The organism is Xanthomonas sp. NCPPB 3569, assembly GCF_041475645.2.
Lineage (GTDB): Bacteria > Pseudomonadota > Gammaproteobacteria > Xanthomonadales > Xanthomonadaceae > Xanthomonas > Xanthomonas phaseoli.
Window position 1 is genome coordinate 4,058,435 of record NZ_CM192969.1, and the last position, 15,346, is coordinate 4,073,780.

Sequence of the window (15,346 nt, forward strand, 5' to 3'; positions counted from 1 at the left end):
TCCCTAGCGGAGCCCTCAATATCGACTACATTGTGATTTTTATTCAGATAGGCGAGCTTGCAAGCACCAGCCTTGTCTCTTGCATCTCACGTGACACAGTAAATGAAGCGGACGAGGCGTTTGCGACTGCCATAGCATCAATCAAACTAGATACTTCGCTCGCAGCCACCGATCCATCCCGGAAATCCAGGTATTCAACCTGCGCTGCTTCCGAACTAAACCACCCTGCTACGGCAAGTTGATCCTCGCTATCTCTCAGGGCAATCAAGAGATCATTTCCAGATCGCGTGAAAACCGCATCTTCTAAACGGATCTCGCGTCCAAAGCTTACGCGATCCACCGCACCGCTATAGGACGAAGTTTCCACTACCGTGTCGTGGCCGTCGCCCTTGTTGAACACATAGGTGTCCGAGTACCAGCTGCCGCTGAGGGTGTCGTTACCGGTGCCACCGATCAACACGCTGTCGCGGGCCTGCGAGTTCACCGACAACACATCGTCGCCTGCACCGCCGTCCAGACGATCGGTACCACTGCCGCCGGACAAGGTGTCATTGCCATCTCCCCCCAACAGGATGTCGTTGCCAGTCCAGCCGGTCAACGTATCTGCCGCATCGGTGCCTAGCGTGGTCAAACCCATCGCCCGCAAGGTCGCAGGTGTCCAGATCGTGCCGTCGGCAAACACCAGCTGTTCGATGCTGCTCGCATCGTTTTCGTTGCCGCCCGAGAGCCAATCCTTCAACCGCACCGAATCGGTGCCGTTGCCCAGATCCAATACGACATCCGAACCTTGGCGCAGCACGCGTACATCGCCAGCAGCAATACCCTCGCCGAACACGACCTTGTCCACCGCACCGCTATAGGACGAGGTTTCCACCACCGTGTCGTGGCCGTCGCCCTTGTTGAACACATAGGTGTCCGAGTACCAGCTGCCGCTGAGGGTGTCGTTACCGGTGCCACCGATCAACACGCTGTCGCGGGCCTGCGAGTTCACCGACAACACATCGTCGCCGGCGCCGCCCTCCAGACGATCTGTGCCACTGCCGCCGGACAAGGTGTCATTGCCATCTCCCCCCAACAGGATGTCGTTGCCAGTCCAGCCGGTCAACGTATCTGCCGCATCGGTGCCTAGCGTGCTCAAGCCCATCGCCCGCAGGGTCGCAGGTGTCCAGATCGTGCCGTCGGCAAACACCAGCTGTTCGATGCTGCTCGCATCGTTTTCGTTGCCGCCCGAGAGCCAATCCTTCAACCGCACCGAATCGGTGCCGTTGCCCAGATCCAATACGACATCCGAACCTTGGCGCAGCACACGCACATCGCCAGCAGCAATACCCTCGCCGAACACGACCTTGTCCACCGCACCGCTATAGGACGAGGTTTCCACCACCGTGTCGTGGCCGTCGCCCTTGTTGAACACATAGGTGTCCGAGTACCAGCTGCCGCTGAGGGTGTCGTTACCGGTGCCACCGATCAACACGCTGTCGCGGGCCTGCGAGTTCACCGACAACACATCGTCGCCGGCGCCGCCCTCCAGACGATCTGTGCCACTGCCGCCGGACAAGGTGTCATTGCCATCTCCCCCCAACAGGATGTCGTTGCCAGTCCAGCCGGTCAACGTATCTGCCGCATCGGTGCCTAGCGTGCTCAAGCCCATCGCCCGCAGGGTCGCAGGTGTCCAGATCGTGCCGTCGGCAAACACCAGCTGTTCGATGCTGCTCGCATCGTTTTCGTTGCCGCCCGAGAGCCAATCCTTCAACCGCACCGAATCGGTGCCGTTGCCCAGATCCAATACGACATCCGAACCTTGGCGCAGCACACGCACATCGCCAGCAGCAATACCCTCGCCGAACACGACCTTGTCCACCGCACCGCTATAGGACGAGGTTTCCACCACCGTGTCGTGGCCGTCGCCCTTGTTGAACACATAGGTGTCCGAGTACCAGCTGCCGCTGAGCGTGTCGTTACCGGTGCCACCGATCAACACGCTGTCGCGGGCCTGCGAGTTCACCGACAACACGTCATCGCCGGCGCCACCTTCGAGTTGATTAGTTCCGCTCCCACCATCCAAGGAATCGTCGCCGAGGCCGCCTATAAGGGTGTCATTACCGACATTTCCGTAAAGCGAATCGTCGCCACTTGTTCCTATAATCACATCGTCGGCGCTACCACCTTCAACAGCGCTACCGAAAATAACACCCATTAAACTCTTCGCTTGCTTCTCAAAATCCTGACGATCTAGAGTCAAGTCGCCCAGCTGGACCAAAACATCCACCCAGTTCCAATCTAAAGGAAGCCCACCAGCTCCCTCTTTCAGGTCGTAAAGATCTTCAATAGCAGCTAGGTTACCCTCTGTACGAAGGGCATCCTTTACTTTTTCGGCAACCCGATCCATCTTTAAGACAACTTCCCCATACTCATTAAGGCCGAGCCTTAATTCATCCGTGTAATCTCTTAAACGAGTGTCCAAAACAACGCCATTGTAAAGCTGAAGCCGCAAAGCTTCATAGCCTTTCATCAACAACGCCGTCTGCTCTTGTCCCAGAACCACTTCAAAACCCAGCCTCACTCCCGAGCTAACGGGAGACCAAGTCGAATTCCCAAGTCGGAGAGGAACATCGTCGTCGCCTCCTGAAAAGAAAAGCTCCCCATTAAACTTTTCCATGACAGAAAGTATATGGCCGATATCAAAGACATGGCCATCAACCGAGGTCCCTTTCACGTCAAGGCTTTTTTGACCAGATTGTCCATTGAAATAATCCACACTGGACCGCATCGAGGAGGTGTTAGCCCACTCTAGCAGCACCCCATCCATTTCGGATAAGGCGCTTGATCGCGTAGCACCAACAGTTACACCTTTCAGCAAATAATATATATTACTATTAATGCTAATTGATTCCCGGAGATCCCTTACCATCCCGGAGCCAGCGACATTAACAAAATCCTGCGACAGTGTTGTCAGAATCACCTCATCAGTAAAGTCACGATGGAATGCATTAGAAGCAAGCAGCAAGTCACCTGTGACACCCTGAGTCCCATCTGTACGGGTATAGTATCCGTAACTGTCGACGGCATTCCCATTTCCTAAGGCAACGTTCTCTGTGGACGTAGGAGTCAACGCAATATTTTTTACGCCAATCTCGTTCAGCGAAAAAAGCTCTCCTGCGTTGGAAATTCCGTCTTGATTGAGATCTCTCCAGACCTGAACAGAGAAAAATTTTTCGTCAAGGGAGTCGAAAAAACCGTCTTTATTAGTATCTAGCGAAGATAGCGCACGAAGCCCAGCAGAAAGTTCCGACTTCTCGCCTGCCATTAATGCCGCACCGTCAGTGTAGTCGCCAAAAAGCTCCGCCCCACCATCAATCAAACCATTTCCATTTCGGTCCAAGACCAATATTCCGTCATCGGCACTAATCCAACCAGTTCCTTGCTTGACCGTGTTCCCTTCATGATCGAAAAGTATGCTACCACTTGCACCAACTGTCTCGATCCCATCGCCATCTAGGTCTAGCACTAGCGGGTCTACCGCACGACGCCAACCTTTAGCGCTCTGATAATTATCCCCGGTCGCATCTTGAAGATATTCGTTTATCTCTCTGTCACGATGGCGCAACTTTCCATATACATCACCCAACAACCCATCTGAACCAATTCCACCTAGTTCTGGATCAAAAATATCATCCATTGTGAAGTTTTCGGCAAGCGAAATATCGTAACTTCCAATAAACATCCCATCAATTGTTAGGGAAACTCTGAACAATCCATCGTGATCTGCCACAATCGATCAACGACCCGAGTAGACGATTTCGATGCAGCTGACCTTCGGCGACGCGGAGTACAACGGCAAGCGCAAGCGGACGCGGCGTGAGGTGTTCTTGGCCGAGATGGACCAGGTCGTGCCGTGGAAGGACCTGCTGGCGCTGATCGAGCCGCACTACCCGAAGTCGGGGCAGCCGGGGCGACAGCCGTATCGGCTGGAGACCATGCTGCGCATCCACTTTTTGCAGCAGTGGTATGCACTGAGCGATCCATCGGCGGAAGAAGCGCTGTACGACACGGTGTCGATGCGCCGTTTCGCCAAGATCGGCGGGCTGGATGAGGTGCCGGACGAGACGACGATTCTCAACTTCCGCCATCTGTTGGAGCAGCACGATTTGGCGCGCAAGCTGTTCAATCGGGTCAACGCGCACCTGTCGCGCAAGGGGCAGAGCTTGCGCGGCGGGACGATCGTGGACGCCACGATCATCGCTGCGCCCAGCTCGACCAAGAACAAGGATGGCGAGCGCGATCCGGAGATGCACCAAACCAAGAAGGGCAACCAGTACTACTTCGGGATGAAGGCGCACATCGGGGTGGACGATGACTCCGGGCTGGTGCACCACGTGGAGTGCACGGCGGCCAACGTGGCCGATATCACACAAGCGCACAAGCTGCTGCACGGCAAGGAGGACACGCTGTGCGCGGACAGCGGCTACACCGGGCTTGAGAAACGCGAGGAGATGAAGCGCAAGCGCAAACTGCGCTACCTGATCGCGGAGAAGCCCTCGAAGCTGAAGCAGATTAAGAACAAGCGCGAACTGAAGTTGGCCAAGCGCTGGGAGCACACAAAAGCCAGCCTGCGTGCAAAGGTGGAACACCCGTTTCGGGTGATCAAGCGCCAGTTTGGCTACGTCAAGGTGCGCTATCGCGGTTTGGCGAAGAACACCGCACAGATGCTGATGCTGTTTGCGCTGTCGAATCTGTGGCTGAAGCGCAAAGAGTTCATTACCGCCGCGGGGTAGGTGCGCCCGTAATCGGGACGATACCCCGAAAAAGCGCCAAAAACGGCGAAAAACCGAGGATCTGAGCGCGGTCACCGCGACCGATATGGCTTACCACATCCTCCGATCGCGTTGTTCAGACCTTCCTTAGGAGTGATATCTAGCCCAACACCAACACCGGCAGGAGTATCAAATCCGATAGAGACAGTATGCCCAGAAGCATTGAAACCACCATTCCCATCAGGTATCACGCTATCGGAACTTATACCAACTGATCCACGCCCGTAATTTACCGTACTCGAAGCACCATCAGCCCCAAGGGTAACGGATGCCCCCGGGCCACCAGGAGTCGAGTAACTGACTGTAACATTGCTACCATCACTCGAAAATCCGAAATCACCACCGACACTAGACTTTCCCTTTCCACTCATCTCAACACTCCTTTTTTGGAAATTAAATCAATAAAAATTATTAAATTTGAAACACAGCAACCAGCGGGTTGACGAGCCCTTAGAATCAAAGAAACGTCACCTGCCTTCACAACAATTATCTAAACAGAACCTCGGATGCGCGTGGCCAAGGCTTCCCGCAAACCAACAATCAGCGTTCTCTCAGAGATTCATTCGCATGTGTTCGGAGAGGACTCAATAGGTAATCAATCACCCGTCGCTTTCCAGTCTTAACCTCAGCACTCAAGCTCATCCCGGCACTCATCCGCACCCTGACCCCATCGATCTCCAACGTGCTGCCGTTCAATTTGATGCGCGCGGGAAAGACCAAGCCCAGCTTTTCGTCCTGTGCGGCGTCATGAGAGACGCTGGCGACCGTGCCGGTCAGATAGCCGTAGCGGGTGTAAGGGAAGCTGTCGACCTTGACGGTGACTGGCTGACCCGGACGCATGAAGCCGATGTCCTTGTTCAAGACGGTGACCTCTACTTCCAACGCTTCTTCGGCAGGCACGACGACCAGTAACGGCTGTGCGGGCGTCACGACACCGCCCACGGTGTGGACGGCCAGCTGCTGGATCGTGCCGTCCACGGGTGCGTGCAGTGCCATCAGCTTGTCGCGCTGGCCGGTCTTGGCAACGTCCTGGGTCAGTTGGCCGGCTTGTTCGCTAGCTTGGCGCAGCGCGTCCAGCGCTTGCTGGCGGGTGTCGGTAACCAGCACGCGCAACTCTTCCTGCGCGGCACTGATCGCCGAGCGGATTTCCTGCAGGCGATTGCGCTGGGTGGCGAGCTGGCTCTCTGCGGCGATGCGCTCCTGTTCTCGTAATAGATAGTCGTGACGGCCGACGTATTTGCCTTCGACCAGACGGCCGTAGTCTTCTGCGCGCACTTTGGAGATGAGTGCGGATTCGGCCAGCGGTGCGATCGCGTCCTGGGTGGTCTGTAGTTCTGCCTGACGTTGGGCAATGCTGGCTTGCAGGTTATGCCGGCGTGCCTGGAAAGCATCGAATTGACTGCTGACCAATTGCTGCTCGCTTGCAACACGTTCTTCCGGAAGATCCGGCGCCGGCCCGAGCTGCGGCGACTGACCGGTGGCGATGGCGGTTGCCAGGGCGGCCTGACGCAGCGCGGCGAGCCGTGCATTGATCAGGGCGTCGCCGGCCTGGGCGAATTCGGCGCCGGTGGCCGTGGCATCGAGTTCGACCAGCAGTTGGCCTTTCTTCACCGCTTGTCCGTCGCGCACCAGGATCCTGCGTACCACCGCGTTCTCTGCGGTCTGCACCACCTTGGTTCGCGAATCGACCACGGTCTTGCCTGGTGCCACCGCGACGATGTCGAGCTTGCCCAGGCATGCCCACAGCAGCGCCACACAGAAGAAGCCGATGATGATGCGCATCGTCCAACGTGCGGTGGGCGAGACCGGTGTTTCGGTCAGCTCAAGATGTGCGGGCAGGAATGCACGCTCATCGGCGCTGCGCTCGGGCGGGTCGAGCTGGCGGCGCACAGCCCAGGCAGATTTGAAGATCTTGAGGTAGCGGAGGAAGAAATCGCGCCATCCCTGGAGCAGGTGCTTCATGGTGTCCCCTGTTGCAGTCTGTATAGATGCGCGTACTGGCCTTCCGGACGGTCGACCAGCTCGGCATGCGAGCCGCTTTCGACAATGCGCCCCTTCTCCACGACGACGATGCGGTTGGCCTGCCGCACGGTAGACAGGCGATGGGCGATGATCAGCACAGTGCGGCCCTTGCAGATCGCGCGCATGTTGCTCATCACCGCGTGCTCGGACTCGTAGTCCAGCGCACTGGTGGCTTCGTCGAGAATCAGGATGCGCGGGTCGCCGATCAGTGCGCGTGCGATCGCGATACGCTGGCGCTGCCCACCGGAGAGACCGGTGCCATGCTCGCCGACCTTGGTGTCGTAGCCCTCGGGCAGTTCAAGGATGAAGTCATGCGCGCCAGCCAGCTTGGCGGCGTGGATCACTCGCTCCAGCGGCATACCGGGGTCGGTCAAGGCGATGTTCTCGCGCACGCTGCGGTTGAACAGGAAGTTCTCCTGCAACACCACGCCCAGCTGCCGGCGGAGCCAGGCAGGATCGGCCAATGCCAGATCCTGCCCATCGATCAGTACCCGCCCACGTTCGGGCGTGTAGAGCCGCTGCACCAGCTTGGTCAGCGTGCTCTTGCCGGAGCCGGACCGGCCCACGATGCCGATGATCTCGCCCGGGCGGATGTCCAGCTCGATGGCATTGAGCACTTCCGGCGCATCCGGCCGGTAGCGGAACGTGACCCGCTCGAACGTCACCTGCCCGCGGATCGGCGGCAAGGCCAGGCGACTGCCCGGCACCTCGGTGCGGGTATTGAGGATGTCCCCCAGCCGCTCGACCGAAATGCCGACCTGTTGGAAGTCCTGCCATAACTGCGCCAGGCGGATGATCGGCGCGGTGACCTGGCCCGACAGCATGTTGAAGGCGATCAGCTGGCCGATCGACAGCTTGCCTTCCATCACCAGCTTGGCACCCCAGAACAGCACCGCCACGGCGGTGAGCTTCTGCACCAATTGCACGCCTTGCTGGCCCAGCGTTGCGATGCGGGTGACGTTGAAACCGGCGCTGACATAACCGGCCAGCTGGTTGTCCCAGGTGCGGGTCACGCGCGGATCGACCGCCATCGCCTTGACCGTGCCGATACCGCTGACGGTCTCCACCAGAAACGATTGGTTGTCGGCGCCGCGCGCGAACTTGTCGTTCAAGCGCTTGCGCAGCACCGGTGTGATCAGTCCAGAGATCGTGGCATACAGCGGCAGCGACAGCACCACGATCAAGGTCAGCCAGCCGCTGTACCAGAACATCACCGACAGGAAGACCACCGTAAAGAACAGGTCCAATACCGAGGTCAGCGCCTGCCCGGTGAGAAAGTTGCGGATGTTCTCCAGCTCGCGGACACGCGCGATGGTGTCCCCGACCCGCCGCGACTCGAAGTACGCCAACGGCAGCGACAGCACATGCCGGAACAGCCGAGCGCCAAGCTCCACGTCGATCTTGCTGGTGGTGTGGGCGAAGACATAGGTGCGCAGGCCGGACAGCAACACATCGAACACCGCCATCGAGACCAGCCCGATTGCGATCACGTCCAACGTGGTCAGGCCGTTATGCACCAGCACCTTGTCCATCACCACCTGATAAAACAGCGGCGTGATCAACGCGAATAGCTGGATGAAGAACGAGACGACGAAGACCTCGATCATCAGCTTGCGGTACTTGACCACCGCCGGAATGAACCAGCTGAAATCGAACTTGGCCAGATCGCCCAGCACCGAGGCCCGCGAGGCAACCTGCAACAACCGCCTCTGGTACCGCGCCTCGAACTCGGCGGGCGAGATGGAACGCGGCCGCTTTTCGACCAGATCGTGGATCAGGATCTGATCCGTACCGACCTTGGCCACGATGAACGCGTCACCGCCCGGCACCAGTGCCAGAGCAGGCAGTGCAGCCATGCCAATACGCGCCGCCGGTTGAGCAACAACCTTGGCTTTCAAGCCCAGTTGCTTGGCCGCCAGCAGCAGCGTGGTCTCGTCGAATGGCTCACCCGCGCGCCCAAAACCATGCGCCAGCTGCACGGCATCCGCTGCGACTCCATGAAATTGCGCAAGTAGCACCAGTCCCTGCAACCCCAAATCCGGTCGGCCTTGCACCGACGAGCCGCCCTCGACTAACGAGAGCGACGCACTTCCCCCTGACATAACGCGATCCTTGCTGAGAGCCGGCGGGCTCAAGTGATGGAATAGAATCTTGGGGTGTTAAGAACCTGTCAATCAGTCAACCCCTTGCTGATGATCTATTTTCTCAATTAGCCGTCTCTTGGGCTGAGACGCAGCCACTGACGCCACCCCAGTCATTACCTATAAGTCATACCTACTCATATCGAGCAGCAGTGAGCGCGCGCTTGACATCGTTGCCGATGCAAGCATGTCCGCTTGTCATATTTCCGATACCATGCCAAGCCTCACGCCTACAACCGGCCCATCGCATGTCCACTGCCCCGCAAAAGCCGCTCGCGATTCGTGAGCGTCTGTCCGAAGTCCGCTACGAAATCCGGGGCGAACTGGCGCGGCGAGCGCGGGAATTGGAGGCGCAGGGCCGCAAGCTGATCAAGCTCAATATCGGCAACCCGGGTGCATTCGGGTTCCGTGCGCCGGAGCATCTGCAGCGTGCCATCGCCGACGACATGGGCCGCACCGATCCGTACACCCATCAGCAAGGCCTGCCGGAGGCGCGCGAAGCGGTCGCCAAGGCGTACTCGCGGCGCCAGCATCCGGACGCGCATCCGGACCGGATCTTCATCGGCAACGGCGTCAGCGAACTGATCGATCTGTCGCTGCGTGCGCTGCTCAATCCCGGCGACGAAGTGCTGGTGCCCTCGCCCGATTACCCGCTGTGGTCGGCGGCGACCATCCTCAACGACGGACGCCCGGTGTATTACTGCTGCGCACCGGAAAACGGCTTCCAGCCGGACCCGGTGGAGATCGAGACGCTGGTGTCCTCGCGCACCCGCGCCATCGTGCTGATCAATCCGAACAACCCCAGCGGCGCCAGTTATTCGCGCGAGCTGCTGGAGCGCATCGTGGCGATCGCCACCAAGCACAACCTGCTGTTGATGGTCGATGAGATCTACGACCAGGTGCTGTACGACGACACAGCCTTCGTGCCGGTCGCGCCGCTGGCCGGCACGCACCCGTGCATCACCTTCAGCGGGCTAAGCAAGGTGCATCGCGCGTGCGGCTGGCGCGTGGGCTGGGCGCTGCTCTCTGGCGAGCAGGCGCGCATCAACGACTTGCGCAACGCGATGGACCTGCTCGGCGCCTTGCGCCTGTGCGCCAACGTGCCAGGCCAGTACGCCATCGATGCGGCGGTGAACGGGCCGGACACCATCTCGGCATTGTGTGCACCCGGCGGACGTCTGTATGAAACCCGCCGCGCGGTGATCGAGGCCTGTGCGGCCAGCGAGCATCTGCAGCTGGTGGCACCGGCCGGGGCGCTGTATGCGTTCCCCGCAGTAGTGGGCGCGGCGGCGCGCAACTTCGACGATCACGAATTCGCACTCGATCTGATGAACGAGAAAGGCGTGCTGGTGGTTCCCGGCTCCAGCTTCAACGTGCCGTATCGCCATCATTTCCGCGTGACCTTGATGCCGGAAGCCGGCGTGATGCGCGATGTGTTTGCCCGCATCGACCGTGCGTTGGCACGCCGCGCCGAAGCGGTCACCAAGGTGGTTCCACTCAAGCCACGCAGCGTGGCCTGATGGCCGCGCTTGGCGCGCCGCTGCGCTATCTGGCGCTCGGCGATTCGTACACGATCGGCGAAGGCGTTGCGCCTGCGCAGCGCTGGCCGCTGCAACTGGTCGACGGCTTACGTGCATACGGCTGGAACGTGGCGCCGCCGCAGATCATCGCCACCACCGGCTGGACCACCGACGAATTGCAGGCCGGGATCGACGCGGCTGCACCGGAGGGGCCATTCGCGCTGGTGAGCTTGTTGATCGGCGTCAACAATCAGTACCGCGGGCGTCCGTTAGACGAGTACCGCCAACAGTTCGACGCCCTGCTGCTGCGTGCAATTGCATTCGCGGATGGGCACCCGGCACGTGTATTCGTGCTGTCGATTCCCGATTGGGGCCTGACCCCGTTTGCGCGCGCTCAAAGTGGTGATGCCGCATTGATCGGTGCGCAGATCGATGCGTTCAATGCAATCGCTGTCGACCGCTGCAGTGCGCATGGCGTGCGCTTTGTCGACATCACGGCCACCAGCCGCGATGGCGGCGATGCGGTGGACATGCTGGTGGACGACGGTTTGCATCCTTCCGGTGCGATGTATGCGCGCTGGACAGCATTGGCGCTACCGGCAGCGCGCGATGCGCTGGGGGCAACTGGCTCGGTGGACACCATCGTCTAAAACGAAGCTGGGCGACACAGACTGCGACGCCGCCAGGGGGCTGCGGCCGGCGCCGTAAAACAGCATCTAGCAACCGTACGCTGCAGTTCCTGCATGCAGCCAAGGCCCATCGAATGACTGCGCGCCAGGTCTTGGCAAGACACCACGCCAACGTGGCGTTCTGGGCTTATCGGCGCGATGGCTTTGCGCGCGTCGGTTCGCACTTGCTTGGGTAGCGCGAAATGTTGCATCCGGTCTCTGCCACTCATCCTTCAAGGCCATGCGGTAGCAACGGGCGACGCGGCCAGGCCTTTCGATACGCGCACGTCAGATACCAGGCACCGATGCATCCGTGGGCACGCATCGCAAACTGCCAACCCGCCCTACCCCAACCAGCCCGGCAGGCCCTAAGCTAGCGGCGCAGCACGCCTGATTGCCAAGGAACGACATTGCACACCACTGCCACCCAACCGATGAGCCGCGCGCAGGCGTTGACGATTGCACGCGCTTTCTTGCCGGCGCATCCGCTGGGCAACCGCTACGACTACTACTACACGCAAGCCAAGCTGCGCACCGACCCGCTGTATCCGGGCGTGCTGGCCGAGCTGCGCAATACCGCTGCGCCGGTGCTGGACCTGGGCTGCGGGCTCGGCCTGCTGGCCCATGCACTGCGCGCCGATGGTCAGGCATTGGCGTATCACGGTGTGGACGTGGATGCGTCCAAGATTCGCCGCGCACAGCACATCGCGCAGCGCGCCAACCTGGACACTACCAAGTTCGAGGTGGTCGATCTGAGCGTGGCGTGGCCGCAGCATCGGGGCAGCGTCACCATCCTGGATGTGCTGCAGTATCTGCAAGCGGACATGCAGGCCAGTCTGCTGCGCAGCGTGGCGCAGATGCTCACGCCTGGCGCGAAGCTGGTGATTCGCAGCGCACTGGGCGATGCCAGCAGCCGTGGCCGCACCAGCCGTGTCACCGATGTCCTGGCGCACCTGAGCGGCTGGATGCAGCGGATGCCGCGCAGCTATCCCACCCGCGACAGCCTGCAGGCGCATCTGGATGCGGCCGGCCTGCGCGCCACGTTTGCGCCGCTGTATGGCAACACGCCATTCAACAACTGGTTAATCGTGGCCGAGCCACGCTGAGCGCGACAGGCGACGCGCTACACGTGGCGAGCAATCGTGGGGTGGATGTCGAAGGGGCGAAGAACCTAGCATGCATGGACGTGACATGCCGCGCCGCGCCCGCCAGGCGGTGAGCGCAGTCGTTTTTGTTCGTCGCGCTTAATCCGGCCGCCGCCCCACCAACCCACGCGCCCGCATCGTCTCCAGCACGCCGCGCAGGATGGTGAGGTTGTGGCCGTGCGCGGCGCCTTCATGCAGCAGCACGATGGCGCCGGGTTGCAGGTCGCGCACGATGCGGGCGATGGTGATGTCCGGCTCGCAGCGCACGCCGTCGAAGCCACGCGCGCTCCAGGCCACCCGGGTCAGCCCGTGCGCGCGCAGCGGCGAGGCGACGAAGGGGTTGGTCATGCCCACCACCGAGCGGTACAGCCGTGGCGCCTGGCCGGTGATGCAGGCCAGCACGCGCTGCGCCTGGCCGATTTCCTGCGCCATGCGGCGCGGCCCCAGCGCCCAGAACCAGGCCTGCGGATGGGTGTGGCTGTGGTTGCCGATGCCATGCCCCCGCCGCACCATCTCGCGCACCAGCTCGGGCCGCTGCTCGGCACGTGTCCCGACCACGAAGAACGTTGCCTTGGCGTCGTACGCATCCAGCAGGTCGAGGATGGCCGGGGTATCGTCGGACGGGCCATCGTCGATGGTCAGCCACACCTGCGGCGCCCGACCGGGCAGCCGCGCCAGTACCGGCGCATACAGCCGCGCGCGTGGCAGGAACACCGGCACCACGAACAGCGCGTGCGACAGCAGCAGCGCAGGCAGCCCCCAGGCCCAGCCCAGATGCCACCACAGCAGGGCCACCGCTACCTGCGAGAGGGCAAACAGGCCCACCCAGCGGTACGGGCGCGAAGGGGTGCGATACAGCGTTTCCGGCGTGGTCATGCCCAATGATGCCATGCGGCGTAGAATGCCCGGTCTCCACGCTGCCACCGAAGTGCTGCCATGTCTCTCGATCCCGCCCTGCGTTCCCGTATCGATACGCTGCTGCAATCCAGCCGCGTGGTGCTCTTCATGAAAGGCCAGCCCGGCATGCCGCAGTGCGGTTTTTCGGCCAAGGCGGTCGGCGTGCTGGACGGCCTGGGCATCGACTATGCCCACGTCAACGTGCTGGCCGACCAGGAAATCCGCGAGGGCATCAAGGCCTATGGCGACTGGCCGACCATTCCGCAGCTGTACGTGGACGGCGAGCTGATCGGCGGCAGCGACATCATCGTGCAGATGGCCGACAGCGGCGAGCTGAGCAGCATGCTCGGCCTGCAGGCGCCCGACCGCAGCCCGCCCAAGATCACCATTACTCCCGCCGCGGTCGAGATGCTCAAGGGTGCGCTGGCCGATGCGCCGGATGCCTCGCTGACGCTGGCCATCGATGCCAATTTCCAGCCGAACTTCCAGCTGGCGCCGACCAACCCGAACGCGATTGCGGCTGAATCCAACGGGCTGCGCGTGCAGTTCGACCTGGCCAGCGCGCGTCGTGCCGATGGCATCACCATCGATTGGGTCGACGACATCCGCGGCCGTGGCCTGGCCATCGATAACCCCAATGCGCCCAAGCCGGTGCAGGAGTTGTCGGTGCGCGACGCCGACGACCGGCTCAAGGCCGGCAGCCTGACCCTGGTGGACGTGCGCCCGGCCGACGAGCGCGCGCTGGCCACGGTGGCCGCACCGTTCCGCACGCTGGATGCGCACGAGCGTGCCGCCATCGAACAGTTGCCCAAGGACACCCCGCTGGCGTTCCTGTGCCACCGCGGCGGCCGCAGCCTGCAGGCCGCCGAACATTTCCGTGGCCTGGGCTTCACCAACGTCTACAACGTCACCGGCGGCATCGATGCCTGGTCGGACGAGGTGGACAACGGCGTGGCGAAATACTGAGCAACACATCAGCGGTCGTCGCACGGTCGCGGCTGCCGCTCACCGATCATGCTGCCTGTGTGGACTGCCGCGCCTGCGACAACCGCGTGCCTGCAGCTTGCCCGCAGGCAGCTTAGGCCGGCACACCGCATACCGAAACGGGCGCTCCCTGGAGCGTCCGTTTTTTCATGGATCAACCTGCATAAGGACATCGCTGCAATGCATACCCGCCTGCTTTCTGTCGCCCTGGCTGCGCTGCTGCCGTTGACTACCCACGCTGCCCAGCCGTCGCGCGCGGTGCTGTTGGTTCAGACCTACGACAACCAGCCGAGCGACGATCCGCTGGAATACATCCCGGTCTGGCTCGGCAAGGACGTCGCCAGGGAATCGACCCTACCCAAGACGCTGCTGGGCCAGCCGTTACAGGTCTTCAACGCCGGCGCTTCCGCCGGCAACGTGCGGCTTGCGGCACTGATGGTGGACGACAACAGCATGTGCGGCGGCACCGCGAAGCTGCGCCTTAAGGGCAACCCCACGCTGTCCGACTCGCCGCTGCTGGCGAACGTGGATGTGAATCCCGGCAAGCGCTTTGCCGGCCGCGCAGCCACTGCCAGCGAACAGGCCGAGCTGTTTGCCCAGGTGAACAGCACCGCGCAGCTGCGCAAGCGCGTCAAGCCGGCAGCCCTGGCGCAGGCGCTGGCCGCGTTCAAGGCCGATCGCGCGCAGGATCTGGCGGCGCTGCAGATCGTCACCGATACGCAGCAACCGCAGCGACGCGTGGCGATCCTGACATCCAACCATCCCATCGAGACCGGTAACCCGGACAACCCCACCGGCGTGCTCGTCGTCCTTGCGATCTTCGAGCATGACGGCAGCCGTTGGCAGTTCCGCAAGGGTCACGCTGCCAGCGGCTGCGACGATTGCGAAGACCTGCCGCTGCGCACGCATCTGCTGCAGTTCGGCGATGTCGACGGCAACGGCACGCTCGATTTCGTGCTGGCCGAAAGCGGCTACGAAAGTTACGGGTTCTATCTGCTGCTCGGCGAAGGCGCCAGCTGGCGTTCGCAAGCATTGCCGGGCGGCTGCTGATCGGTTTTGACGGCTTGCACGCTGCCTGGTGCGCATGCGCATGGCGGCATCTTCTGCGGTGTTATGCCCACGTCTGCCCGGCGATCGCACGGTCGCTATCCGCGC

At 61.4% G+C, this 15,346-nt stretch carries 10 protein-coding genes; 6 read left to right on the forward strand and 4 right to left on the reverse strand.

Annotation, left to right across the window (positions count from 1 at the left end):
• Positions 1-43: 43 nt before the first annotated feature.
• A complete protein-coding gene (locus ACCQ03_RS17465; RefSeq protein ID WP_506185202.1) occupies positions 44-3,754 on the reverse strand; it encodes a calcium-binding protein in 3,711 nt (1,236 codons plus the stop codon).
• 49 nt (positions 3,755-3,803) lie between these two features.
• Between ACCQ03_RS17465 and ACCQ03_RS17470 the strand changes: the two genes are divergently transcribed.
• Positions 3,804-4,775, forward strand: a complete 972-nt coding sequence (locus ACCQ03_RS17470) for an IS5 family transposase (RefSeq protein ID WP_150147813.1) — start codon at positions 3,804-3,806, stop codon at positions 4,773-4,775.
• 579 nt (positions 4,776-5,354) lie between these two features.
• Here ACCQ03_RS17470 and ACCQ03_RS17475 read toward each other — a convergent pair.
• Both ACCQ03_RS17475 and ACCQ03_RS17480 read right to left on the reverse strand, forming a co-directional pair.
• Entirely contained in the window at positions 5,355-6,776 is a 1,422-nt protein-coding gene (locus ACCQ03_RS17475; protein WP_057680120.1) for an HlyD family type I secretion periplasmic adaptor subunit, read from the reverse strand.
• Positions 6,773-8,938, reverse strand: coding sequence for a type I secretion system permease/ATPase (locus ACCQ03_RS17480; RefSeq protein ID WP_057680119.1), 2,166 nt, complete (start codon positions 8,936-8,938; stop codon positions 6,773-6,775). Before ACCQ03_RS17480 ends, ACCQ03_RS17475 begins: the two co-directional genes overlap by 4 nt.
• A 287-nt stretch (positions 8,939-9,225) precedes the next feature.
• Here ACCQ03_RS17480 and ACCQ03_RS17485 point away from each other — a divergent pair, with 287 nt between their 5' ends.
• The 3 genes from ACCQ03_RS17485 (at position 9,226) to ACCQ03_RS17495 (ending at position 12,271) form a co-directional block, all read left to right on the forward strand.
• Positions 9,226-10,497, forward strand: coding sequence for a pyridoxal phosphate-dependent aminotransferase (locus ACCQ03_RS17485; protein ID WP_209226772.1), 1,272 nt, complete (start codon positions 9,226-9,228; stop codon positions 10,495-10,497).
• Positions 10,497-11,147: an SGNH/GDSL hydrolase family protein gene (locus ACCQ03_RS17490; protein WP_057680117.1), complete on the forward strand. Its 651-nt coding sequence runs from the start codon at positions 10,497-10,499 to the stop codon at positions 11,145-11,147. Before ACCQ03_RS17485 ends, ACCQ03_RS17490 begins: the two co-directional genes overlap by 1 nt.
• 452 nt (positions 11,148-11,599) lie before the next feature.
• Positions 11,600-12,271, forward strand: coding sequence for a methyltransferase (locus ACCQ03_RS17495; RefSeq protein ID WP_057680116.1), 672 nt, complete (start codon positions 11,600-11,602; stop codon positions 12,269-12,271).
• Positions 12,272-12,409: 138 nt separating this feature from the next.
• Here the strand turns inward: ACCQ03_RS17495 and ACCQ03_RS17500 are convergent, their stop codons facing one another.
• On the reverse strand, positions 12,410-13,201 hold the full coding sequence (locus ACCQ03_RS17500) for a polysaccharide deacetylase family protein (protein ID WP_170922342.1): 792 nt from the start codon (positions 13,199-13,201) through the stop codon (positions 12,410-12,412).
• Between the two features lie 45 nt (positions 13,202-13,246).
• On the opposite strand from ACCQ03_RS17500, the gene grxD reads away from it, so the two are divergent.
• Positions 13,247-14,173 (forward strand): Grx4 family monothiol glutaredoxin, encoded by a 927-nt coding sequence (gene grxD, locus ACCQ03_RS17505; protein ID WP_005913558.1) that lies wholly within the window; start codon positions 13,247-13,249, stop codon positions 14,171-14,173.
• Positions 14,174-14,371: 198 nt separating this feature from the next.
• Positions 14,372-15,241, forward strand: a complete 870-nt coding sequence (locus ACCQ03_RS17510; RefSeq protein ID WP_057680114.1) for a hypothetical protein — start codon at positions 14,372-14,374, stop codon at positions 15,239-15,241.
• Positions 15,242-15,346 lie beyond the last annotated feature (105 nt).